Genomic DNA, 22,960 nt, shown 5'->3' with positions numbered 1-22,960 from the left:
ACGGAGGACGCGGGTTTTGTCTGCAGTAGGCGCGGCGGGCAACCTGAACCGCAAAAATGGAGTTGATTTGCAAAACGAACTTCCTGACTTATGCGAATAGCCGGCGCCGCCCTCAACCAGATACCCATTGACTGGACCCATAACCTGCGTACCATCCGCGAGGCCATTAGCCAGGCCAAAGCCGCGGGCGTTGAACTACTTTGCCTGCCAGAGCTTTGCCTTACCGGGTACGGTTGCGAAGACCTTTTTCTCAGTGACTGGATGCCTGAGGCGGCGCTAGCCCATCTGCAACAGGTGCGGCCCTGGACCGATGGTATTTGCGTGGTAGTGGGGGTGCCCGTGCGGCTGCAGCACCGGACCTACAATGCGGCGGCAGTGCTGCGCGACGGGCAGATTCTGGGCTTTGCAGCCAAGCAGTTTCTGGCCAACGACGGGGTGCACTATGAGCAGCGCTTTTTCTATCCCTGGCCGGCCGGCGAAACTACCACAGTGCAGTGGGAGGGAGAAGAATGGCCCCTCGGCGACCTGACGTTTGAGCACAAAGGCGTGCGGTTCGGGTTTGAAATCTGTGAGGATGCCTGGCGACCCGACAACGTGCGCCCGGCGGCCCGCTTGGCAGGCAAGGTTGACCTGATTGTGAACCCGTCGGCCAGCCACTTTGCCATGAGCAAGACGGACCTGCGCTATAAGCTGGTGCTGAATGCCTCGCGCAACTTTAACTGCACCTACCTCTACGCCAACCTGCTGGGCAACGAGGCCGGCCGCATCGTCTACGACGGCGAAATTCTGGTGGCCCGCAACGGCCACTTGCTGCTGCGCAACCAGCTCATGAGCTTCAAGGAGGTGGATATGGAGTACGTGGATGTGGACTTTGCTACGGAGCAGGTCCGGGCCGATGAAATTCAGCCTTTGCCTACCCCCGATGAGTACCGCGAACTAAACCAAGCCCTGAGTTTAGCCCTGTTCGACTACCTGCGCAAGGCCCGCAGCCGGGGCTTTGTGCTGAGCCTCTCCGGTGGCGCAGACTCCGTGATGTGCGCCGTGGCGGTAGCCGAACTGGTACGCCTGGGTACCAATGAAATTGGGACGGCGGAGTTTATGCGCCGCTCGGGGTGCTTCACTACGGAAGACATTGAGCGCCTGGCCGGCCCCGCTGCGCCCACGCCCGACCAGAATACACCCGGTCCTAAGGATGCCTCCCACACGGAACCCAGCCCGGAGCAGCTGGCTATTAACAGAGAACTAACCGGCCGCCTGCTCACCTGCGCCTACCAGGGTACCGTAAATTCCTCCGATGACACCTTTAACTCAGCCAAGGAGCTGGCTGATTCCATTGGTGCCGTGTTTTACCACTGGGAAATTGACCAGGAAGTAACCGGGTACGTGGGCAAGATTCAGCAGGCCCTGGGCCGGGAGCTAACCTGGAAAACCGATGATCTGGCCCTGCAGAACATTCAGGCCCGGGTGCGCGCCCCTTCCATCTGGCTGCTGGCCAACGTACAGAATTGCCTGCTCATCACTACCTCTAACCGCTCGGAGGCCAGTGTAGGCTACTGCACCATGGATGGCGACACGGCCGGCTCCATCTCGCCCATTGCTGATGTGGACAAAGACTTCGTGAAGAAGTGGCTGCGCTGGGCCGAAACAGAACTGGGCTACCCCGCTCTGCGCCACGTAAATAACCTTCAACCCACTGCCGAGCTGCGCCCCCTGGAAGACAAGCAAACCGACGAGCGGGACCTGATGCCCTACGTCATCCTCAACCGCATTGAGCGCCTGGCTTTCTACGACCGGCTCAGCCCCCGGCAGGTGTTCAATGTACTGCGCGAGGAAGAATCGGGCACTGACCCGGAGGTGCTCAAAACCTACGTAAAGCGCTTTTATAGCCTCTGGAGTCGCAACCAGTGGAAGCGGGAACGGTTTGCCCCCGCTTTTCACCTCGACGACTACAACGTAGACCCGCGCTCCTGGCTGCGCTTCCCCATCCTGAGCGGGGGCTTCACAGAAGAGTTAAGTCAGCTGTGACCGGTCATACCAGCCTGCGCGCTGCGGAAGAAATCTGGGGTAGCCAGATGCGTTAATAATGCGCCCAAAAGGCGGCCTTGTGGAGGCACAGCCCGAGGATTTGGCGTATTACCCTTGAAGTGGTATTGTTCTGCTGAGCGCAGCCGAAGCATCTCACTCAACTGGCTGAGCAGCACCTCCAACAGTAGCCCGCAAGATGCTTCGGCTCTGCCTTTGCAGAACGACTGGTCTTCTTCCTTGTTGTAACCCCTATTTCCCGGCTCCGTTGGCAATAGCTCAATCGAAGCAGAACCTGCGTATTTTGGCGCTAGTAGTAGCCATTATCCGCAGGTTCTGCTTCGATTGTTCTTGATAGCAATATTTCCCCGCGTCAGGTCCAAGTACGTGAAGCCACCGAAGTAAAAAAGCGGTGTTGGGTTCTACCCCGCCCGTTAGCCGACTGGTGTCGCTGGACGTGTTTCGGGGGCTGGCCATTGGGCTGATGCTGCCGGTAAACAACTGGGGAAATAGCCTTACTACTATACCCCCTAATGCACGCCAATGGCATGGACTTCACCTCGCTGGCCTGGTGTTTCCTTCTTTCGGGGCTATCATGGGGGTGTCGGTGGTGTACGGCTGGCCATAGTGCGTCCCGACGCTGTAAAGCACTGCCCGGCCCTGGGGCGCGTGGGCCAGCGGGTAGCAATCCTGGTCGTGCTCGGGATGCTGATCGGGCTGGTTCCCAACTTCTACTTTACCTCGTTCCGCATACTAGGCTGCTGCAGCGACTGGGGGTAGTGTACGGCATCTGCGCCGTGCTATACCTGAAAACGATGTGGCGGCAGGTGATGCTGGCCGTGGCGCTGCTCGTGCTCTATGCCTTGCCGCTGCAGGCAGTGCCCGTGTCGGGTTTCGGTGCTGCTAACCTAGAGCCGGCTACCAAGCTGGGGGCCTGGCCGGATCGGCAGCTATTCAGCCGCCATCATCTGAACCACGACCAGGAAGGTTGGGACCCGGAGTTGGTGCCAGGCCTTATATCCAACCGTGAGTATCAGTATTCGAGGGTGCTGGCGGGGTAGTGGCTGCACCACCCCACCCCGGATGGCAGCAAGAAAGCCGCGTGGCTGTTTGTGGTCAGCGCCGGGCTGGTGGTGCTGGGCCTGATCTGGCATAGTTGGTTTCCCATCAATAAGCCACTAGCTCCTACGTGCTATACGCCGGGGGCCTGGCGGGCGCTATTCTGACCACGCTGTATTTCCTCCGCGACGTGCAGGGCTGGCGCGGGGTCTGGCCCTGGCCCCTGGTGGCCTGTGGCAGCAACGCGCTGCTGGTATTTTCCGTGCCGGAAGCCCTGGAACACTTTCTGACCCGCTTCCGCTTTCACCACCCGGATGGCTGTGTCTTCTACGCCCGCGGCTGGCAGTATGCCCACTGACACCCTCTGTTCACGGGTGCCTACCATGCCTCCCGCGGCGGGGCCGTAGCTTACACGCTGCTTTCGATGGCACTTCTGGCTTTGCTCTACCGGCGCCGGCTTTTTTCACAGCCTGATTACCGGGCCGAGCCGAAACATCCTGGAGTACTTCCTGCCAGCCCTGCCAGCAAGAAATAAGGTAGGGGATACTTGGGCCCGTACCTTTAGGGCATCATTAACCCGTACGATATATGAAATACTTGGCGTGGGTGCTATTCTATGGCCTAGTAGTTTTTCTGGCGCTAAACCGGCACTCCAAAGCCAAGCCTTTCACGTACCACAGCGAAATCTGGGCCGACAAGGCTGGCTATTATGTGTACCTGCCGGCGGCCTTTAGGTACGACTTCGACGCCCGCGCCATCCCCGATTCGCTGGCCAAAGCTACCGGCGACGGATTCCGGCTAAACCAAGCTACGGGTAAGGTAGAAACCAAGTATCCGTACGGGGTAGCGCTGCTGGAAGCGCCGTTCTGGGCGGCAGCGCACGCCATCACAACTGATAAGTCGGGCTTTTCCAAGGCCGAGCACAAAGCCATTGACGTAGCGGCGGCTACTTATTTCGTGCTGGGGCTCTGGCTGCTGGCCGCTACCCTGCGCCGCCACTTCTCGGGCCTGGTCACGGCCCTGACCGTTGCTGTGCTGGTAGTCGGTACCAACCTGTGGTATTACGGCATCCGAGAAACGGGCATGTCGCATGTATTCTCGTTTTTCGCATTTGCTCTGTTGCTCTACCTGCTAACCAGGCGGGAAGGCCCGGCCTGGTATGAGCGGGAAGCCTCCATAGGGCATGTAGCCGCCATTGCCACCACCGTGGCCCTGATTTCGGTGCTCCGCCCCCTGAATCTGGTGTTTGCCGTGCCGCTGTTATTATGGCCGGTGAGGGAGGGCGTTTCGTGGTTAACTCAGGTGCGCGCCTTAGTGCACGGGCGAGTAGTGGGGCTGCTGCTAGTGGCAGGGCTGGTATTATGGCTGCCCCAGCTGGCTTACTACCACTACCTGAGCGGCAGCTGGCTGGTGTATAGCTACGGCCAGGAAGGATTTCCGAATGCCCTCGCGCCCAAACTGATTGAGCTGTGGCTGGCACCCCGCAACGGTAGCTTTCTGTATAATCCGGTGCTGCTGCTGCTGCTGCCGGGTAGTCTGCTGCTGGCCCGCACTTCGTCGCGCCGGGCCGTGCTGGCGCTGGGCCTATGGGCAGCCGCTTCTTATTTCTATGCCGCCTGGTGGGATTATGGGTTGGGCTGCGCCTACGCGGGTCGGGGCTTCGTGGAGCTGTATCCGGTGCTGGCTTGGCCGATAGCGGCTGCCGTCGGGTATTTGCTGCAACGTTCGCGGGCGGTGCGCTGGAGCGCCGGAAGCTTGCTAGTGCTGGCCCTGGCGTACAATATGCGTTTGTCGGTGCGTTATGATGGCTGCTTCTACGGTACCCAGGAGTGGGACTGGGCCGCCTACGGCAAGCTGCTGCTGAACTGAGCACCCAACAAGCAAGCGAGTACCCGCGCCTTTCCGTACTTTCGGGCTCCTAACCCTTTCTTTCTGCTTATGAGTTTTCTGAGCGCCATTCTGTGGAGCCCCAACCCCATCCTCGCGGAAATCGGGCCGCTAACCTTGCGCTGGTATGGCCTGCTGTTCATGTCGGGCTTCGTGGTGGGCACCTTTATTCTCTCGCATATCTACCGCTCCGAGAAGGTGTCGCCGCGCTGGGTCGATGTCATTACCATTTACATGCTGCTGGGCACGGTGCTAGGCGCCCGCCTGGGGCACGTTTTCTTCTACGACTGGGACCAGTACAAGGACCGCCTGGTAGATATTTTCAAGATCTGGGAGGGCGGGCTGGCCTCGCACGGAGCTACCATTGGTATCATCTTCGCCGTGTGGCTATTCAGCCGCAATAATAAGTTCGACTGGCTCTGGACCCTCGACCGGATTGTGCTGGTAGTGGCCGTGGGCGGAGCTTTGATTCGCCTGGGCAACCTGATGAACTCGGAAATTGTGGGCCGCCCAACGGATGTGCCCTGGGCGTTCGTGTTTCCGCGCGACGTAGAGCACCTGCAGCAAATGAGCGCCGGCCAGCCCGTGCCGGCCGGCTCCGTCGCCGTGCAGCGCTTTCGCGACGCTGATGGCAAGATCAAAGTAGAAACTCAGGCTGTGTCGGGGGCGGTAGCCGCTACTACCGAAGTGGCGGTGCCCCGCCACCCCACCCAGATTTACGAGTCGTTGTACTGCGTGTTCCTCTTCGCATTGCTCTACAGCATGTGGAACCGCACCAAGGACCGTACGCCGCGCGGGCAGCTGTTCGGGCTGTTTGTGGTATTGCTGTTCTCCTTCCGCTTCCTGGTGGAGTTCCTCAAGGAAGATCAGGTGGCATTTGAGCAGAACATGAGCCTGAATATGGGCCAGTGGCTGAGCGTTCCGCTGATTTTCATTGGGCTGTGGGTAGTGTGGCGCGCGGGCAAAGACCCCCATAACCCCTACGGCTTTGCCCCACGCGACCTGGAGGAACAGGCCGCGGCCGAAGCTGCCTTAGGCAGTCGTAAGTAGGAGCGTGTCATTCCGAGCAGAGCGAGAAATCTGAATTACCTGCCAGAGGCTAACCCAGATTCCTTCCTCTGCTCGGAATGACATAAAAAGCCCCGCTCTCAGCTGAGAGCGGGGCTTTTTTACGCGTAAATAATCCGGGCGGCTAGAAGCGCCGGTTCACGGCGTTCAGGTCCTCAAAGGCCGACTTCAAGCGGGTAACGAACGTTTTTTCGCCCTCGCGCAACCACACGCGCGGGTCGTAGTACTTCTTGTTCGGCGAGTCCTCGCCGGTGGGGTTGCCGATCTGGCTTTGCAGGAAGCCTTCGTTTTTCTGGTAGTAGTTCTTAATACCGTCCCAGAACGCCCACTGCAGGTCGGTGTCGATGTTCATCTTGATGGCCCCGTAGCTAATAGCCTCCCGGATTTCTTCCTGCGACGAGCCCGAGCCGCCGTGGAATACAAAGTTGATGGGTCGCTCCGCTTCCAGCGCGTATTTCTCTTTTACGTACTCCTGCGAGTTTTTCAGGATAACGGGCTGCAGCTTCACGTTGCCAGGCTTGTACACACCGTGTACGTTGCCGAACGCCGCCGCTACCGTAAAGCGCGGGCTGATTTTGCTGAGCTCCTCGTAGGCGTAGGCTACCTCCGAAGGCTGGGTGTAGAGCTTGCTGGAGTCTACGTCGGAGTTGTCCACGCCGTCTTCCTCACCGCCGGTTACGCCCAGCTCAATTTCCAGGGTCATGCCCATTTTGGCCATGCGCTCCAGGTACTGCTTGCTAATCTCAATGTTCTCCTCAATGGGCTCCTCCGAGAGGTCCAGCATGTGGGAAGAGTACAGCGGCTGGCCGTACTGGGCGAAGTGCTTTTCGCCGGCCTCCAGCAGGCCATCAATCCAGGGCAGCAGCTTTTTGGCGGCGTGGTCGGTGTGCAGAATCACGGGTACACCGTAGGCTTCAGCCATCAGGTGTACGTGCTGCGCCCCCGAAATGCCCCCGGCAATGCTGGCTTGCTGCTTGTCGTTGGGCAGGCCCTTGCCGGCAAAAAACTGAGCGCCGCCGTTCGAGAACTGAATAATCACCGGCGAGTTCAGGTCGCGGGCGGCTTCCAGCACGGCGTTTACCGTGTCGGTACCCGTTACGTTCACGGCGGGCAGGGCGTAGCCGTTGGCCTTGGCGTGTTCGAAGAGCTGCTGCACTTCGTCGCCGTGCAGCACGCCGGCGCGCAGGCCGGTGAGGGTGGTTTGGTCAGCCATGTACTAAAAAATGATGACGTGGTCGGGGAAAGGCCGCGCCGGGTTTCGGAATCGTAGGCCAAACTTAAGGAAAGAAGCGGGCCTATCCACAGGATAACATTTGCGAGAAGAAAACTCCCCGGAGGTACTGCTACAAACAGGCCCTGGCTGTGCAGGATGCAGGCGTTAGAAGGTGTACTTGTAGAGCGCGCCCTGCTCACTGCTAATGTAGAGGGTATTGTTATCGGCAAACACGGCTCCTTCCGTCTGACCGGCACCTTTCAGCGAAATCTGTTGGGGAGTAGCCCGTAATGCTTCGTCAAAATTGCTGCCTTCCAGCACGAACATTTCCTGGCGCGCCAGCAGCACCAGCCGACGCCCATCGGGGCTGAGGGCCGCGTCCGTCACTTCGCCGGGAATGGCCAGCTTGGTAATAAGGCGGGCGGTGTAGGAGCCGGGCCGGTCGGGCACGGCATACACCTTGCTGGTCTGGCCCTGGCCCCGGTCCTTGGTAAACAAGTACACGTTGCCCGCGTGCCAGAGGGTAGCCTCGCAGTCGAAATTCTGCTCCTGCTTGGCGGGCGGAAAATCTTTCTGGTCGGGGTAAGTGAGCTTGATTTCCTGGATTTGCTGAATATTCTGCGGATTAACGCGGTAGATGACCAGGTCGCGGCGGTTGTTATTATTGTTGCCCACGTCGCCGATGTAGAGGTTGCCCTGCGTATCGCGGGTAATGCTTTCCCAGTCGTCGCCTTGCACGGGCACTTCCAGCTCGGCCAGCGTCCGGCCGGTGGCATCCACTTTAAACAGAATGGGGCGGGCGCCCTCGTCGCCGTGGGTGTAGAACGTGCCAACTTCGCCCGTCAGGGCCAGGCCCGAGCTTTCCGGTACCCCGTCCATAGAACCCAGGCGGGTCAGGTTGGCAATGTCGGCGGTGCCCTTTCCTTTCTTACCCTTTTTCTTACCTGACTTTTCCTGCTTGGGCTGGTCGGCGGCAGATTGCTTGGTTTGCGCTTCGGAACAGCTGCTCAGCAGCAGGGCAGCCACGGCGGCGGCAAACGATACAGTACGCATAAGGTGGTAGCTAGCTGAAAAAAAAGCTGCCACAGCCAATAGCTACAGCAGCAACACTAGTGCTTATACGGAAGAGAAGGGTAGGGAGGTGGTGAAATGGTGAGCAGGGAGGTAGTGATTCAGCGGATGCGCAAGTTGCTACCTCAGAACAGCACCTGATCCGGAGCAGGTAGCTGCACGAACACCTCACGTCCGCTCGATTATCGCACCAGCGAATCATTCCGCGTGATACAGTTCTGCGCTTGGAGCGCAGGAGAAGGTGCCCTTCCGCGTTCAGCCACCTCTTACGGCACCGGGTCGTAGCCGTGGCCGCCCCAGGGGTGGCAGCGGCTGATGCGGCGCAGGGCCAGGCGGCTGCCGCGCCAGGGGCCGTACTTGGTTACGGCTTCCACGGCGTAGGCTGAGCAGGTAGGGGTGTAGCGGCAGCTGGCCGGAGTGAGCGGCGAAATCAGGTGGCGGTACACCCAGAGCAAGCCTAGTAGCAGCTGGCGAAACAGGTACGACATACCCGCAAAGAACCACAAACGGAGCGGAAAGATTGCGGAACGATACGTAAGCAGCTGTGATGGTCGTGACAAGAGCACCCTACTCGTTCTACTTTCCCGGAACTGGCGTGTACGGCAGTCGTGCGCCCATAAGTTAGGAGCTGGTTGCCAGCTAACTCGGAAAACTGTCATGCCGAGCGCAGCAAAGTATCTGGCTGGGCATGACGGCCTTATATAAGGCACAAACCCTGACTGTTAACACGCCCTAGGAAGTCTACTCTATGGAGCTACGTAAATGTCTTGGAAGCAGGACAAGCGCTACTGAACCTTGAAGAATTACGGCTGGCACTTTTTCTGGAATAATCGGCCCAAGATCATGAGGACTACGCCCAGAATAATAACTAGATAAACAGGCCAGAAAAGCCAGAAAGAGATTAATATGAACCCGGCTATCTAATACAGCATGTTGTCAACTGCATCCTTACAGAGATGGGCTAAGCCTGCAATCAGCAAAATTGAAAGCAGCAGTGTCAGAACGATATTCAGGATTCTAGGCATACTACGAGGATAGGCGGTGCACAATGATAGATTCTGAGCCCGCCCAGTCGCGTCGTAGTGGGCATTTCTGGGTACTACTTCGCTGGTAGTGCAATGCTGATAAACGGGGCACAAGATACCGGCCCTACCCGGCATTCTGTAAATTTGTCCGCTGACTTGGCCAGCCTATTTTCTACCCCCTAACCACCCACTCATGCGTACTACTCACTGGGCCAAAGCCCTGCTGCTGACGCTGCTGCTACCCCTCGCGGCCCGCGCCGACGAAGGGATGTGGCTACCCCTCTTTGTGAAGCGCCTTAACCAGGCCGACATGCAGAAGAAGGGCCTCAAGCTGACGGCCGAAGAAATCTATGACGTGAACAATGCTTCCCTGAAGGACGCCGTAGTGCAGCTTGGCGGCTTCTGTACCGGCGAGTTCGTCAGCAGCCAGGGGTTGTTGCTCACCAACCACCACTGCGGCTACGACGCCATTCAGAGCCACAGCACCCCCCAGAACAACATTCTGCAAAACGGTTTCTACGCAGCCACGCGGCGGGATGAAAAGCAGAACCCCGGCCTGTACGTGGATATTCTCGTGCGCATGGAGGACGTCACGAGCAAGGTGCTGGAGGGCATCACGCCGGCCACGCCCGAGCAGGAGCGCACGGCCAAGGTGCAGCAGCGCCAGCGCGAGCTGGCCGATAACGTAAAGGAAAACGGCAAGTACGTGGCCTACGTGCGCGACATGTTCGGGGGCAACGAATACTACCTCTTCATCTACCAGCGCTTCGGCGACGTGCGCCTGGTAGGCGCGCCGCCAGAAGCGGTGGGTAAGTTTGGCGGCGACACCGACAACTGGATGTGGCCCCGCCACACCGGCGACTTCTCGATGTTCCGCGTCTACGCCGACAAAAACAACCAGCCCACCGCTACCCCCCAGCCCGGCAACGTACCCTACGTGCCCAAAAAGCACCTGCCCGTGAGCCTGCAGGGCGTGAGCGAAGGTGACTTTGCCATGGTGTTTGGCTTCCCCGGCCGCACGCAGCGCTTCCTGCCCGCCGCCGGCCTGCAGCTCACCCTCGACCAGACCAACCCCGCCCGCATCAAACTGCGCGACACCCGCCTGAAACTGTGGAAGGAAGACATGGACCAGGATCCGGCCCTGCGCCTCAAGTACGCTTCCAAGTACGCCGGCATTGCCAACTACTGGAAGTACTACATCGGGCAGAATGAAGGCATGAAGCGGCTGAAAACCGTGGAGGCTAAAAAGGCCGAAGAAAATGCCCTGCTCCAGTGGATTGCCCAGGAGCCGGCCCGCGCCCAGCAGTACGGCGACGCCCTCAACGTCATCAACCAGGCCTACGCCGGTCTGCGGCAATATAACCTGAGCACGCAGTACGTGAACGAAGCCGCATTTGGCACCGAAATTATTCCGCTGGCTGCCCGTCTGATGCCCCTGGCCACAGCCCTGAAGGCCGGCGACAAGGCGGCCATCGACAAGGCCGTGGCTGACCTGCAGGAGCCTATGACCGAGCATTTCAAGGACTATAGCGCTTCTACTGACCAGAAAGTGTTTGCAGCCCTGCTGAACCTGTATATGCAGGACGTGCCCAAAGACCAACTGCCCGATGTGTTTCAGACGGTAGAAAAGCAGTACGGGGGCTCGATGCCGAAGTACGCCGCCTACGTGTTCGGCAACTCCTTCCTGGCCTCGGAGGCGAAGATAAAAGCGTTCCTGGCCGGGCCAACCCTGGCTAAGCTGGAAGCCGATCCAGCCTATAAAACGTACCAGTCGGTGTACCAGAACTACGTGCAGAACATTGTACCCAAGCTGCAGGGCTTGCAAGCCGGCTTGGGCCGGGCTAACCGCCTCTACGTGGCTGCCCTGCGCGAAAAGAACTCCCAGAAAGTGTACTCGCCCGATGCGAACTTCACGCTGCGTCTCAGCTACGGCACGGTGCGTCCCTACCGCGGCCGCGACGCCGTAGCGTACGACTACAAAACCACGGCCCAAGGTATTCTGGAAAAGGAGGACGCTACCACCCCCGAGTTCGTGGTGCCCCAGAAAGAGCTGGAGCTACTTCAGCTGAAAGACTACGGTCGCTTCGCCGATAAGCAGGGCAGCCTGCCCGTGGCCTTCATCACCGACAACGATATTACCGGCGGCAACTCGGGCTCACCCGTCATCAATGGGCGCGGGGAGCTGATTGGTCTGGCCTTCGACGGCAACTGGGAAGCCATGACCGGCGACTTAGCCTACGACCCCGAGCTGAAGCGCTGTATCAACGCAGATATTCGCTACGTGCTCTGGTGCGTGGAGAAGCTGGGCGGCGCCAAGCACCTCGTCGATGAAATGACTATTGTTAACAACGGCCCCAACCCCGGTGTAGGCCCGTCTGCCTCCGCTTCCGCCGCCGACATGAGTGACGTAGAGAAGATGAAGGTGAAAACCGAGCAGGGCGGTAAAACCAAAATCAAGCGCAAGAAGGACGCCGCCGGGCTCTAGGAAGTAGCCCGGTCGTGCGTGTAAAAAAGCCCTGGTGCCATGTGGTGCCAGGGCTTTTTCGTGAGCATGCACCGGGAAATTTGGCACGTTACGGAGGCTGTCCTATCTTTCGATAATATACATTCTATATATCCTGCGTATGATAAAAATATACTGTTGGATAGCTGCTTTGCTGTTTAGTAAGAGTGTGTGCGCTCAGGGCAATGGGCCTGGCTTGTGGGGTGCCCGCAGCGCGGGCCTCGGGCAGATTGGGAGTGTGCTGGAGGATGACGTGTGGGCCAGCGCCACCAACGCAGCGGCGTTAGGTAGCCTCTCGCAACTGAGTGTAGGCATGGGCGCCGAAAACCGTTACCTGCTGCCCGTGCTGAACACCGTAGCCGTAGCCGCTGCAATGCCGCTGGGCTATCAGGCTCCCGCCGCGCCGGTGACAGGTGTACCAGCCGCGGTGGCGGCAGCCGATGCGCCGCGCTACGGGGTACTCGGCCTGACTGCCCAGCGGTTCGGGGGCAAGCTGTACTCGGAGCAACGGCTGGGGCTGGGCTACGGCTACCGCCTGGGCACAGTGCGGCTGGGTGCCCGGGCAGAGATGCTGCAAACGAGTTTGGAAAGTTTGGGCAGTCGGCGGGTGCTGGTGGCTTCCCTGGGCGGACAGGCCGATATTATTCCGCGCAAGCTCACCTTCGGCGCTACCCTCTACAACCTCACCCAGGCCCGGCTGGCCCGCTACCAAGAGGAGCGGGTGCCTACCGTGCTGCGGGCTGGGCTGGCGTGGCGAGCTTCCGAGAAGGTGCTGCTGCTGACCGAAACGGAAAAAGACGTGGAGCAGGACGCTGATTTCAAAGCCGGCCTGGAATATCAGCCGTTGCCGGTGTTGGCCTTGCGCGCCGGTCTTTCCTCGCTTACCACCCAGCTCACGGGCGGGGTAGGAGTGCAGGCTGGCCGGCTTCGGGTTGATTACGCCGCCGGCTGGCACGAAACCCTGGGACTGAGCCAGCAACTAAGCGTAACCTGGCAGCGCGCCCCGAAGCAGCCATGAGGTGGCGTATACTAGCCCTGGTGGGCACCCTGACCGCGACCCTGCCCGCCTGGGCCCAGGAGTACCCGCGCCCTGCGGTACCCGACCTCGACCGCCTGACCCAGGAGTTGTTTGCCGAAATCCAGAGCGAGCAGGTCCCCTCCGAAGACCTCTATGAAACGCTGCTGCAGTACTACCAGACGCCGCTCAACCTGAACTCGGCTACCCGGGAAGAGTTGCGAGGCGTGTTGCTGCTCTCCGAAACCCAGATAACCAGCCTGCTAAACCACCGGCAGCGCAACGGCGCGCTGCTTAGCCTCTACGAGCTGCAAACCATTGAGGGCTTCGACTTGCGCACGATTTACCGGCTGGCGCCTTTTGTAGCGGTTACCTCTACCAACCCCAATGCCGGGCGCGGCTCGCTCTGGCAGCGTATTGCGCACGAAGAAAACAACGCCTTGTTCCTGCGCTACGAGCGGGTGCTGCAAAGCCGCTCCGGCTACGCCCCGCCCGATACTACCCGTTCCGGCGCGCCAGCTACGCGCTATCTTGGCTCCCCGGATAAGCTGCTGGTGCGCTACCGCGTCAGCCACAGCAAAGACTTCAGCCTGGGCTTCACGGCTGAAAAGGACGCTGGCGAGCAGTTTCGCTGGAACCCTGCTACCCGGCAATTCGGGGCCGACTTTTACTCGGCCCACGTGGTGGTGCAGGAGCGGGGGCGGCTGAAAACCCTGGCCCTGGGCGACTACCAGTTGCAGTTTGGGCAAGGGCTGCTGCTATCCTCGGGGCTGGCAGTAGGGAAAGGGGCCGAAACGATTACCACCCTGCGCCGCAGCTCCGTTGGGGTGCGGCCCTATTCCTCGGTGCTGGAAAACACTTTCTTCCGCGGGGCCGCCGCTACCGTGGCCGTAACCCCCACCGTTCGGGCTACAGCTTTTGCCTCGCGCAAGCGGGTGGATGCCTCCGTGCAGCAAGCCCAGGATTCGCTGGCCGATTTCAGCGAGTTTTCTTCGGGGCTGCTGCTGACGGGCTTCCACCGCACCCCTACGGAGCTGACGAACCGGCAAGTATTGCGCGAAACGGTACTGGGGGGCAACGTCAGCTACGCCAGCCCTGGTGGCAACCTACAGGCCGGATTTACTGCCGTGGGCACCCAGTTCGATAAGCCCCTGCTGCGCCGCGACGAGCCGTACAACGCTTTTGAGCTGCGGGGCACGCGCAACCTGGCCCTGGGAGCCCACTACAGCTACGTGTGGCGCAACGTGCTGCTGTTCGGCGAAACGGCGCGCAGCAGCAGCGGCGGACTGGGCACCGTCAACGGGCTGCTGGCCAGCCTGGCTCCGACTGTAGACATGGCCCTGCTCTACCGCCGCTACGGCCGCACGTTCCACACCCTCTACGGCAATGCCTTTGGCGAAAACTCCCGCAACACCAACGAAAGCGGCCTGTATCTGGGGCTGAAAGTACGGCCCACGGCGCGCTGGGAAGTTTCGGCTTACTACGACCGGTTCCAGTTTCCGTGGCTGCGCTACCAGGTAGGGGCTCCCAGCACCGGCCACGACTGGCTGGTGCGTGTTACGTTCAGCCCCACCAAAACCAGCCTGCTTTACGCCCAGCTCCGCCAGCGTACCAAGGCCTACGATGCCGATACGCTCCGCCCCGTGCCGCTGCCCGTGCCTACCCACCGCCGCAGCCTGCTATTTTTTTATGATGCCAGCCCTAGCCCGGTACTTAGCCTGCGCACCCGCGTGCAGGGCACTACGTACCAGGAGCAGGCCGGAGGGCCTATCCGGCGCGGCTACGTATTGGCCCAGGATGTAACCGTGCACCCTGCCCGCGCCCTGCGCCTGAGCGCCCGGTATGCTCTCTTTGACACCGACGACTACGATACCCGCCAGTACGTGTATGAGCAGGACGTGCTCTACGCCTTTTCCGTGCCGGCCTTATCCGGGCAGGGTACGCGCGCCTATCTGTTAGCCCAGGTGGAGGCTACCCGGCACCTCACGCTGTGGCTGCGCTACGCCAATACGCATTACCGTCACCAGCGCACCATCGGCTCCGGGCTGGAGGAAATACAAGGGGCGCACCGCTCCGAGGTCAAGGCCCAGATACGCTACCGGTTCTGAACCGCAGAGCTGGGGTAGTGCATTATACAAAAAAGGGGCTCCTGCTTACAGGAACCCCTTTTTTGTATAATGCGAGTACGGGCGCTAGGCTACTGCTTGAGCAGCCGTACCACCGCTGAGCCATCGGGCATATCGAGGTGCAGATTGTACACGCCCGGTGCTAGCGTGCGTAAGTCAAGCGGATGTTGGAACACTGCCCCCGATTTGGTTAGCGTCTGGGTGGCGATGCTCCGCCCCAGGGCATCCACGACGCGGAGCGTAACTGGGCCGCGCTGGGAGTTGTCCACCTGCACAGTGAAAACATCGGCGCTGGGATTAGGGTAAACGGAAATGCCAGGAAGCAGGGCCGCACTGACGGTATTGGTAACGGTGGAAACCGTCTGGCAGCCTTCGTTGGAGTAGGCCGAAGCCCCCGTAGCATTGATGGCGCGCACCCGGTAGCAGAACGTGCCGTTCGTGCGCACTTGGTCGGTGTAGGCCGTTACGTTGGCGCCTACCGTGGCAATGCGGCTGAAAGTGGAGGTGTTCAGCTGCGCGCGCTCAATCTCGAAGCTGGTTTCATTCCCCGAGTTATCCAGCCAGGCCAGGTCAATGCTGGCCATGTTGTTGGTAATTACTGGCGCCAGCACGCTCAGGCCCGAAGGTGCGGCCGGGGCTTCATTCAAAGTATAGAGGTCGAGTTTCCAGCCAGTGAGCGTACCGCCGCGGGCCGCCTTCGTGTCCCGGATGGTAAGTGTCCAGCTGCCCAGGGCCGGGTCGTTCAACAGGTCGCCGAGGTAGCCGGCGGGGCGCACGGTAGTACCCGCAGGTAGGGGGCAGGTTTGCGTTGAGCCATCATCGGCAAAGCTCAGGTTCAGGTTGGCGGTGCCGGAGCAGACCTGAGCAAGCAGCACAGTCTGACGGCGGGCCGGATTGGTAAGCGTAATTTCCAGCTCACTTATATCCGGGTGCGTAACGACCAAGTCCCGGATGCGCAAGTCCGACACCCGCTCCGTGTTGCCGATAACAATAGTAGACGTGGCCGTAGCCCCGGCGGCCGTACCGATGGTACGAGGTACCTGCGTGGCGGCAATGCTGCGCAGGGTGTGCGTCCCCGTCCGGAATTCCCGGGTGGCCGAGTAGGGAGCTGCCGCGCAGGTGCTGACGGCGCGCACCCGCAGGTAGTACTGGGTGCTGGGCTGGAGCAGCGCCGTAGTGAAGGAAGTGCCCGTGATGCCGGTTTGCGAAACTACCACATTGCTAAAGGCCCCGTCGGTAGCTACCTGCACTTCATAAGAGCTGGCGCTTGGCACGGCCGCCCAGGTAATGCGCGGCCGCAGGGTAGACGCCGCCGCGGCGACTGGCGTGGAAATAATGGCGGCCTGCGTAGCCGTAGCCTGAATGGTCAAGAGCACATCCAGCACCCGGGTTACGCCGCCGCTGGTGCCGGTGAGTTGGAGCGTGTAGGTGCCCGACGGGGCCGTGGCCGCCGCCGTAATAGTAGCCGTAGTGCTGCCGCCGGCGGGCAGCGTTGCTGCGCCGTAGCTCACCGTAACGCCGGTGGGCAGGTTGGTAGCCGAGAGGGCGACGTCTCCTGAAAAGCCCTGCAACTGACCCACGCTAACGGGTAGAGTTGCCGAGGTGCCCGGGCAAAAGGCCAGGGAAGCGGCCACCGTACTCTGCAAAAAGAACGTTGGGCCGGTGGGCGCCGTCAGGGTCAGGTTCTGGTTGGAAATATCGAAGAAGATGCCGCCACTGGCCTGCACCCGCACCCGGGCGGTAGAGCTGGCCGCCACACTGGCGGGCACCGTTACGGCCTCAAACCCGTCGTTGGGGGTGTTGGCCAGCAGTACCGTGGGGTAAGTTAGGCCGCCGTCGGTGGAAAGTAGAATGTCCACGTTGGCGGCATTAACAGGGGCCTGGCTGGTGTTGGCCACGTCCCAGATAACCTGTTGGGAAGCCCCCGCTACCCATGCGGTAGCCGAGTTGGGGGCCCGCACTACAAACGGCCCGGCCGTGGGCACTACCACCACCTGCATGGAGTCGTAGTCGACGCCACCCCCACCCGCACGGTTGTCGCGCGCAACCAGCCGGAAGGTAAGGCGCCGGCCGTAGGTTGGGAGCAGCTCGCCTTTGGTTTGGGTGTTGCCGAGCAAGTCAGCCAGGCGCGGGAAGGTGCGGGAAGGAGTAGCTGTGGGGGAGAAGGCGCGGAAGATAGGCGCGTCGCCAGCAGGGGAGTTGGGCGCACCGCTGGGGCCCAGGGTAAACTGCTCCCAGGAGTAGGTAAGGGCATCCCCGTTGGCATCGGTGGCCGAGCCGGTGAGCACAAACGGCGTGCTGAGGGGAATGGCGTAGTTACGGCCCGCATTCACCACGGGCGGCGTGTTGCCCGTCGCCGTAGCAACGGCGCAGTTGCCCGCCCCCGTAATGTGGGCCACAATCTGGTCGAAGCTATAGGAGTGGAAATAGGGGTCTGAGTTAGGCTGCAAGTCATCGGCTCCGCAAATGCCGGCGTAGGCCATAATGGTTGAGCCCGAGCCCGGTTCGTAGGCCGCCGAAGCGGTGCGGTTGCCGCTGCAGAAGTTCGTCGTGCTGTTGAACGTGTGGTCGGCGCCAAACTGGTGCCCCATCTCGTGGGCGACGTAGTCCACGTCGAAGGCGTCATTCTGAGGCGCCGGGGAACCCGTTACCCCGCGGGCTTTTCCCTCGACGCACACGGAGGGCTTTTGGGCAATGCCCCCGCCCCCGGTGCTGAACACGTGGCCAATATCGTAATTGGCGGGCCCAATGAGCGAGTCGGCTACGGTCTGGTTTTCATCGAGCAGGGCTACCCCGTCATCATTGGAGTAAGGGTCCTGGGCAGCGTTCAGAAAAATTAGGCTCTCGTTATTGGGTACCATTACCAGACGCACAGCCAGCTCTTTTTCATAGATGCCGTTCACGCGGTTGATAGAGGCCACCATGCCCGCCATAGCACCCTGCTTGGTGCCCCCATGGAAGGCCGCGTACTCGCCGGTGCAGGCCAGGGCCAGCCGGTAGGTGCGCAGGGTAGTACCGTTAGCTACGGCAGCCCGGGCCGCGCGGCTCACTGGCCCGGGCGCAGCGGCGGGCGTAAGTTCCGTGGGTGAGGGTGTGGCGCACACGAAGGGAAACGCGGCGCGGTTCATGGCCCGCCGCTCAAACACCAGGTGGTCGGCTGCGCCGCGCACGGCTGGGTCAATGTACACCGTTTTATCGGGCGCCAGAATCATGGCGTGAAAGCCATCGGGGCTTACGTCCAGGCGGGCCGTGGCGGTAGGGTCGTCAATACCCTGGGCCGCGTACGTCTGAATGGAAGGAAAGGCAGCCGCCAGCGCCGGCGCCATAACGGGCGTTTGCACCACCCGAAACCGCTGGGAAGTGCCATCGGGGAGGGGCAAAGACAACACCGTAGTAGAGCCGGCCGCGCTGGTACCGCGGGCTGCAGGAGCTGTTTGCAACACGCTGCGAACAGCATCCAGCTGAAATGTAACCGAGCGAAAGTGAGCCAGCGGTTGAGTAGCGCGGCGAGCCGCCACTGACAGGGCGGGTGCATCGGCCCACAGTACCCGCTGCGCCGTGGCCGACGTGATAGAAGCGCCAAGCGCAGCCACCAAGGTGCCTGCCTTCAGGAAGGAGAGCCGCCGCCAGCGCGGAGTAGAAGTATCAGGCATACAAGTAGGGTAGACTGAAGGGAATAAGTGGCCTAATCAGAAAGCTCTAATGTACTGGTTTTGCGACCAGGCCCTCTGCCGCTGCGCCACATAATTTGGCGTAGTGTCGGCAGGAAAATCCTACGCGAAGCGCGCTTCGGGCGTAAAATAGACGACCAGCCGGGTCCTTAAAAAACCAGTGCGCCTACCCGCTGGAGGTAGGCGCACTGGTTGCAGATTACTGCACTAGCCTAGGCATCGGTTTTCAGCAGCACCACCTGCGCTTTGTCGGCCGCACTGATCTTGCGCCGAAACTCCAGGTAGGCCGGATATTCGGTGCGGGAAAAGCGAGTGCGGGGCACCTGCAGCCGCCGGATGTACTGCAGAGTCCCATCAGGGAGGGTATGCAGCCGGCTGGAGTAGGTCCCGAACTGAGTGCTGAGCTGCACTGGTGCCGGCAACTGCTCGGGCTGCAGGCTGGCGGGCAGGTGCAGGCGCACGGTGTCGGTATATGTAAGCGCATGCCCCAGCCATAGATCAGTTTGCCGCTCACCTACTGAGGCCGCCGGCGCCGACCATCGGCTGAGCAGGTTGGGCGTCAGAAACACCCGCTTCCCGCTGGGCGGAGCCAGGGCAGGAAGCGTCAGGGTCAGGTTCTCCGTCAGGCCCGGCACGGCTGCACCGGGCGGGGTAGGCCGGAAGGCTACTTTGGTGAGGGCAAAGTTGGCCAAGGACAGGCGGCTGCCAATACGCTTTTTTTGCTCGGCCAAGTCTAGCCCGGGCAGGTCGGCCACGGCATCATACTCCAGCCCGGTGCGCAGGGTCCGCAGGGTGGCGGTGGCATTACCCTGGGCATCCACGAACACGTCGGCCAGCCGCTCGCGGCGGTTTTCTGGGGCTCCGTAGCGGGGGGTGGGCACTAGGCGGCCGCCTTCCGGAAGCAGCAGCAAGGCGTGGCGGTTGCCGGTAAAGCCGCCCATGTAGCCGAAGGGGTTGCTCTGGCTAGTGCACTCCAGCCACACGGTATCGGGGCGGGCGCTGTGGGCCAGCGGCACGCACAACACCACGTGGTTGAACTGGGAGCTGGGGAAGTCCACGCGGATATCCTGCTCATCGGAGCCGGCCCGCACCAGGGCGGCGTGGCCCCGGATGCCGGCCGCCCCCAGTAAGGCCTTGCAGTAATTAGTCAGGGCTTTGCAGTCGCCGTAGCCGTTGGCGGCCACGGAAGTGGCTGGAAAGGTTTGCCAGCCGCCCAGCCCCAGCTGAATGGATACGTAGCGAGTGGTGGTCTGCAGAAACTCGTACACCTTCTGAATGCGGGCCCGCTCGTCGGGCACTTCCTGCTTCAGGGCCGCCATTTTGGCTTGCAAGGCGGGAGGTAGGGCGTCGCGGCCGGCGTTCAGCTCGTAGGTCCAGCGGCTCAGGTCGGCCCAGGAGGCTAGGCGGCCTGCATGGCCTTCTACCTCAAACTCGGCGGGTGCCGTCAGTACGGCCGGTGTAACTTCGGCTACCGAAGGCGCATCAGGCTCCTCCTCACGGGCGGCCAGGTCATGCACCTGCCACTCGTACACTTCCTGGCCCCCCTGAGTACGTCGGGCCTGAGCAGCGCCGGCGGGCAGGTGCTGCTCCTGGTAGCGCAGGGGCAGGCCCGTGGGCATCAGCACCCGAAAAGAGGCCTGCTCCACGCTCAGCTGCTCCACCGGCTGGGGCCGCCAGGTGGAGTAAAACAGAGGGTTGTCGGAAACTACCTCGTACTCAAACTCCACGGTGTAGGGATAGGTAGGCTGGCTCAGATCGGCCACGCGGCCGCGGGCATCGGAGGCCAGGCTAAAGCCGTCGGAGAGGCTGATGTCTTGGACGTCGGCGGCCCGCAGCTGGCGCAGCAGCCGGCCCTCGGCATCGTATACGCTACCCCGGAAGTAGCTAATGCTGTTGAGCTGGCTGTAGTATACCAACTCACTGGCCCAGCGGGAGCCGGCTTCATCGAGCACCGTCACGGCCCGGCGCAAGGTTTCCACCGTGCGCCCCACCGATTTCACCGTCAGGGTTTCCTCGTGGCGGCGCACTACGGCGTGGGCATTTTCGCGCAGGGCGGCCGGCATGGATGCTACCGCATATTTGGGAGCCGGGCCGGCAACTGTCCAGGAGGTGGTGGGAAAGGAAAGGCTGGCTCCCATCGTCAGAGCCGCTAGCAACGTACGCATCAGGCTTTCTTTTTAAGCACCAGCTTCTCGCCCTGCTTGGTGATGACGTGCGTGAAAAACTCGCGTAGATGGGCGTATTCCTCCGCCGAATACACGGGGCGCATCAGGCTTAGGCGGCTGATGATCTGGAGCGTCCCCTGGCCCGGCTGCACGCTGTAGAGGAAGCGTCCGCCGCCCTCGGGTATTTCCACCGCCATGCCTTTAGGGGTTTCCTCTAACTCGTAGCCAGCGGGTAGGGTAATGTTTATGAGCACCGTTTCGTCGAGGGCAGTGCCGAAGTCCACGGGAAAGCGACGGTCCTCGTGCAGGAAGGGATTTTTATCGGTGCCGAAATGCCGCAGCGGGTTGAGGTAGATGGTGCCAGCAGGCGTTTCGCCGCCCGCCGCAGTAAACTCATACTCCAGGGTCAGGGGCTTGTGGAAAGTGTCACGTTCCTTGAAGGTGAACTTTGGCACACTCCAGCCTTCGTGCCCGGCAGCCAGCTCTTCCACGTACTTTTTCTCGCCCAGCTTGCGCAATTTTTCGCGCTGCGTCAGGGCCAGGTAGCCGCCGTGCTCTTGGTGTACCTTGCCGCTGAGGGCTCCGGTATTATCCACCGTCAGGTTTACCTGGCGGTACGTGAGCAGACGGTCGGCGGGCTTTAGCTCCACCCAACGCGATTCTCCTTCTTTGGGCAGCAGCAGGCGCCCTACCCCGTTCAGGCAGCGGTAGGGTAGCATACCGCACGGAGCCAGCTCTTCGGTAGCGTCTACCAGCATTGTTTTGCCTTCGGGCAGGGCTACGTGGGCTAGCACGTAGTTAAACCGGCTGATTAAGGGCACATTGGTTTCCATCCGGCCGTGGCTGCGGGTGCTTAGTAGTACCGGATTAGCCGTCAGGCCGGCCTCGCGCAGGGCCGCAACCAGCAGCAGGTTAATGTCGGCGGCCGAGCCGGTTTTCTGCTCGTACACCCGGCGCAGGTTACCCGAGGTCAGGATGCCAGTATTGCCATTATACTTCACGGCCCGGCGCACTAGGTCATGAATAGCCGCTACGCGAGCGGCGGGCTCCGTATGCTGGGCCAGCAGCGGGGCCAATTGTTCCTTCAGAAAGCCGCCGCGGCTAAGCTGAGCCCCCAGGTTTTCTTCGTTGAGCAGCTCCCGGTCAATCTTTTCCCAGGTGTTTGCTACTGCCTTGTAGGGCTCATCGGGCCATTTGGTGCCGGCCAACTCGAAGTCAATCTTGGCGATATAGTCGTCGGTGGTGGTCATGTAGGGCTCCTCGCGCAGGGCAGGAACGTTCTTCATAGCCCAGCGGTAGTTGGTTACGCGCGGCGTTACCACGCCCGCCCCGCCTGATTCGCGCTGGCCCGTGCGCGAGTCTATGTTGGATGACCACCGGATGGTGTATTGCGTGGTGCCTTCCGTGCGTTCCTGCACCTCCAGGGGCTCGTAGCCCTGCATCAGCATCTTGTAATCAAAGTACTCTGGAATAGCCGCCCGGTATTCGCTCCAGCGCACCGGAATGTCCGACTGAAACTTCCAGTCCTGGAAGTTGAAGGTAAATTCCGACGCCACGGTATAGGTAAACTCCACAACAGAGCCCTCGCGCACGTTGGGCATGGTGAACTTGCGGATGGTAATATTAGGAGTACTGATTTCTCGGAATATAGACTCGGAATTGAGCTTTTCCTTGACTACCTGCCCATTCACCAAGTTGTAAGTGAAGCCGCGCAACCCGGTCAGCTTTTCCTCCGAGGTGCCGCGGTGGTAGAGTGGCACCTCTACCGTGGCGTGTTCGTAGCCTGCTTTTTTTAGGATCTTGATACGGGCGACCCGCTCAAAAATCACTCGAAATTGACCTTCGCTGTAGTCGAAGGTAGAGCGGCCGAAGTCGCATAGAACCACGGCGGGAGCGGCGCTGTCGGCCACGAAGTTCTGCCCGGTCAGGTCTCGCTCGTCAATCTTACCGAACTTGATAGGCTCGGCCTGGGCCTGGGCCAGCGACACGGACGCGGCGCTGCAGATACCGGCTAGTAGCAGCTGGCGGAGTAGAGGTTGCATCATACCAACAGGGGTAGGAAAAAGGGTAAGTTAGGATATAGCTAGGGTAGGACACTGGGGCTGGCGGAAGCCAGAACGGGGCTAAAATGCGGC

The 22,960-nt window shown here is 61.0% G+C and carries 15 protein-coding genes; 9 read left to right on the top strand and 6 right to left on the bottom strand.

All coding sequences use genetic code 11. The features are described 5' to 3' along the window. Positions 1-90 precede the first annotated feature (90 nt). The 6 genes from nadE to lgt all read left to right on the top strand — a co-directional run bounded on the left by nadE (position 91) and on the right by lgt (position 6,018). Complete coding sequence (gene nadE, locus K3G63_RS17195; protein ID WP_220615359.1) at positions 91-2,025, top strand: NAD(+) synthase; 1,935 nt, start codon at positions 91-93, stop codon at positions 2,023-2,025. Between the two features lie 540 nt (positions 2,026-2,565). Further along, positions 2,566-2,802, top strand: coding sequence for a hypothetical protein (locus tag K3G63_RS17190; RefSeq protein WP_220615358.1), 237 nt, complete (start codon positions 2,566-2,568; stop codon positions 2,800-2,802). Positions 2,803-2,819: 17 nt separating this feature from the next. After that, the gene (locus K3G63_RS17185) at positions 2,820-3,083 is read left to right on the top strand and encodes a hypothetical protein (protein WP_220615357.1); all 264 of its coding nucleotides are present in this window, start codon (positions 2,820-2,822) and stop codon (positions 3,081-3,083) included. A gap of 128 nt (positions 3,084-3,211) precedes the next feature. Next, positions 3,212-3,439 carry a hypothetical protein gene (locus K3G63_RS17180; protein WP_220615356.1) on the top strand — a complete coding sequence of 76 codons (228 nt, stop codon included), beginning with the start codon at positions 3,212-3,214 and terminating at the stop codon, positions 3,437-3,439. A 230-nt stretch (positions 3,440-3,669) separates the two neighbouring features. Next, positions 3,670-4,950 (top strand): hypothetical protein, encoded by a 1,281-nt coding sequence (locus tag K3G63_RS17175; protein ID WP_220615355.1) that lies wholly within the window; start codon positions 3,670-3,672, stop codon positions 4,948-4,950. Positions 4,951-5,019: 69 nt separating this feature from the next. Continuing rightward, on the top strand, positions 5,020-6,018 hold the full coding sequence (gene lgt, locus K3G63_RS17170) for a prolipoprotein diacylglyceryl transferase (RefSeq protein ID WP_220615354.1): 999 nt from the start codon (positions 5,020-5,022) through the stop codon (positions 6,016-6,018). A gap of 142 nt (positions 6,019-6,160) precedes the next feature. Here the strand turns inward: lgt and fbaA are convergent, their stop codons facing one another. The 3 genes from fbaA to yidD all read right to left on the bottom strand — a co-directional run bounded on the left by fbaA (position 6,161) and on the right by yidD (position 8,808). After that, entirely contained in the window at positions 6,161-7,249 is a 1,089-nt protein-coding gene (gene fbaA / locus K3G63_RS17165) for a class II fructose-bisphosphate aldolase (protein ID WP_220615353.1), read from the bottom strand. A gap of 165 nt (positions 7,250-7,414) precedes the next feature. Beyond that, complete coding sequence (locus tag K3G63_RS17160; RefSeq protein WP_220615352.1) at positions 7,415-8,302, bottom strand: hypothetical protein; 888 nt, start codon at positions 8,300-8,302, stop codon at positions 7,415-7,417. A gap of 284 nt (positions 8,303-8,586) precedes the next feature. Beyond that, positions 8,587-8,808 carry a membrane protein insertion efficiency factor YidD gene (gene yidD, locus K3G63_RS17155; protein ID WP_220615351.1) on the bottom strand — a complete coding sequence of 74 codons (222 nt, stop codon included), beginning with the start codon at positions 8,806-8,808 and terminating at the stop codon, positions 8,587-8,589. 730 nt (positions 8,809-9,538) lie between these two features. On the opposite strand from yidD, the gene K3G63_RS17150 reads away from it, so the two are divergent. The 3 genes from K3G63_RS17150 (at position 9,539) to K3G63_RS17140 (ending at position 14,971) form a co-directional block, all read left to right on the top strand. Next, complete coding sequence (locus K3G63_RS17150) at positions 9,539-11,830, top strand: S46 family peptidase (protein ID WP_220615350.1); 2,292 nt, start codon at positions 9,539-9,541, stop codon at positions 11,828-11,830. Between the two features lie 139 nt (positions 11,831-11,969). Then, a complete protein-coding gene (locus K3G63_RS17145; protein ID WP_220615349.1) occupies positions 11,970-12,866 on the top strand; it encodes a hypothetical protein in 897 nt (298 codons plus the stop codon). Continuing rightward, positions 12,863-14,971 (top strand): helix-hairpin-helix domain-containing protein, encoded by a 2,109-nt coding sequence (locus tag K3G63_RS17140; RefSeq protein WP_220615348.1) that lies wholly within the window; start codon positions 12,863-12,865, stop codon positions 14,969-14,971. Before K3G63_RS17145 ends, K3G63_RS17140 begins: the two co-directional genes overlap by 4 nt. Positions 14,972-15,060: 89 nt before the next feature. Here the strand turns inward: K3G63_RS17140 and K3G63_RS17135 are convergent, their stop codons facing one another. The 3 genes from K3G63_RS17135 to K3G63_RS17125 form a co-directional block, all read right to left on the bottom strand. After that, a complete protein-coding gene (locus K3G63_RS17135; RefSeq protein ID WP_220615347.1) occupies positions 15,061-18,642 on the bottom strand; it encodes a reprolysin-like metallopeptidase in 3,582 nt (1,193 codons plus the stop codon). 230 nt (positions 18,643-18,872) lie between these two features. Further along, the gene (locus K3G63_RS17130) at positions 18,873-20,825 is read right to left on the bottom strand and encodes a DUF3857 domain-containing protein (RefSeq protein ID WP_220615346.1); all 1,953 of its coding nucleotides are present in this window, start codon (positions 20,823-20,825) and stop codon (positions 18,873-18,875) included. Next, positions 20,825-22,870, bottom strand: coding sequence for a DUF3857 domain-containing protein (locus K3G63_RS17125; protein WP_220615345.1), 2,046 nt, complete (start codon positions 22,868-22,870; stop codon positions 20,825-20,827). Before K3G63_RS17125 ends, K3G63_RS17130 begins: the two co-directional genes overlap by 1 nt. Positions 22,871-22,960 lie beyond the last annotated feature (90 nt).

The organism is Hymenobacter sp. HSC-4F20, assembly GCF_019599275.1.
Classification (GTDB): Bacteria; Bacteroidota; Bacteroidia; order Cytophagales; family Hymenobacteraceae; genus Hymenobacter.
The sequence above is the reverse complement of the archived record's forward strand: the minus strand, read 5'-3'. Positions and strand labels throughout refer to the sequence as shown.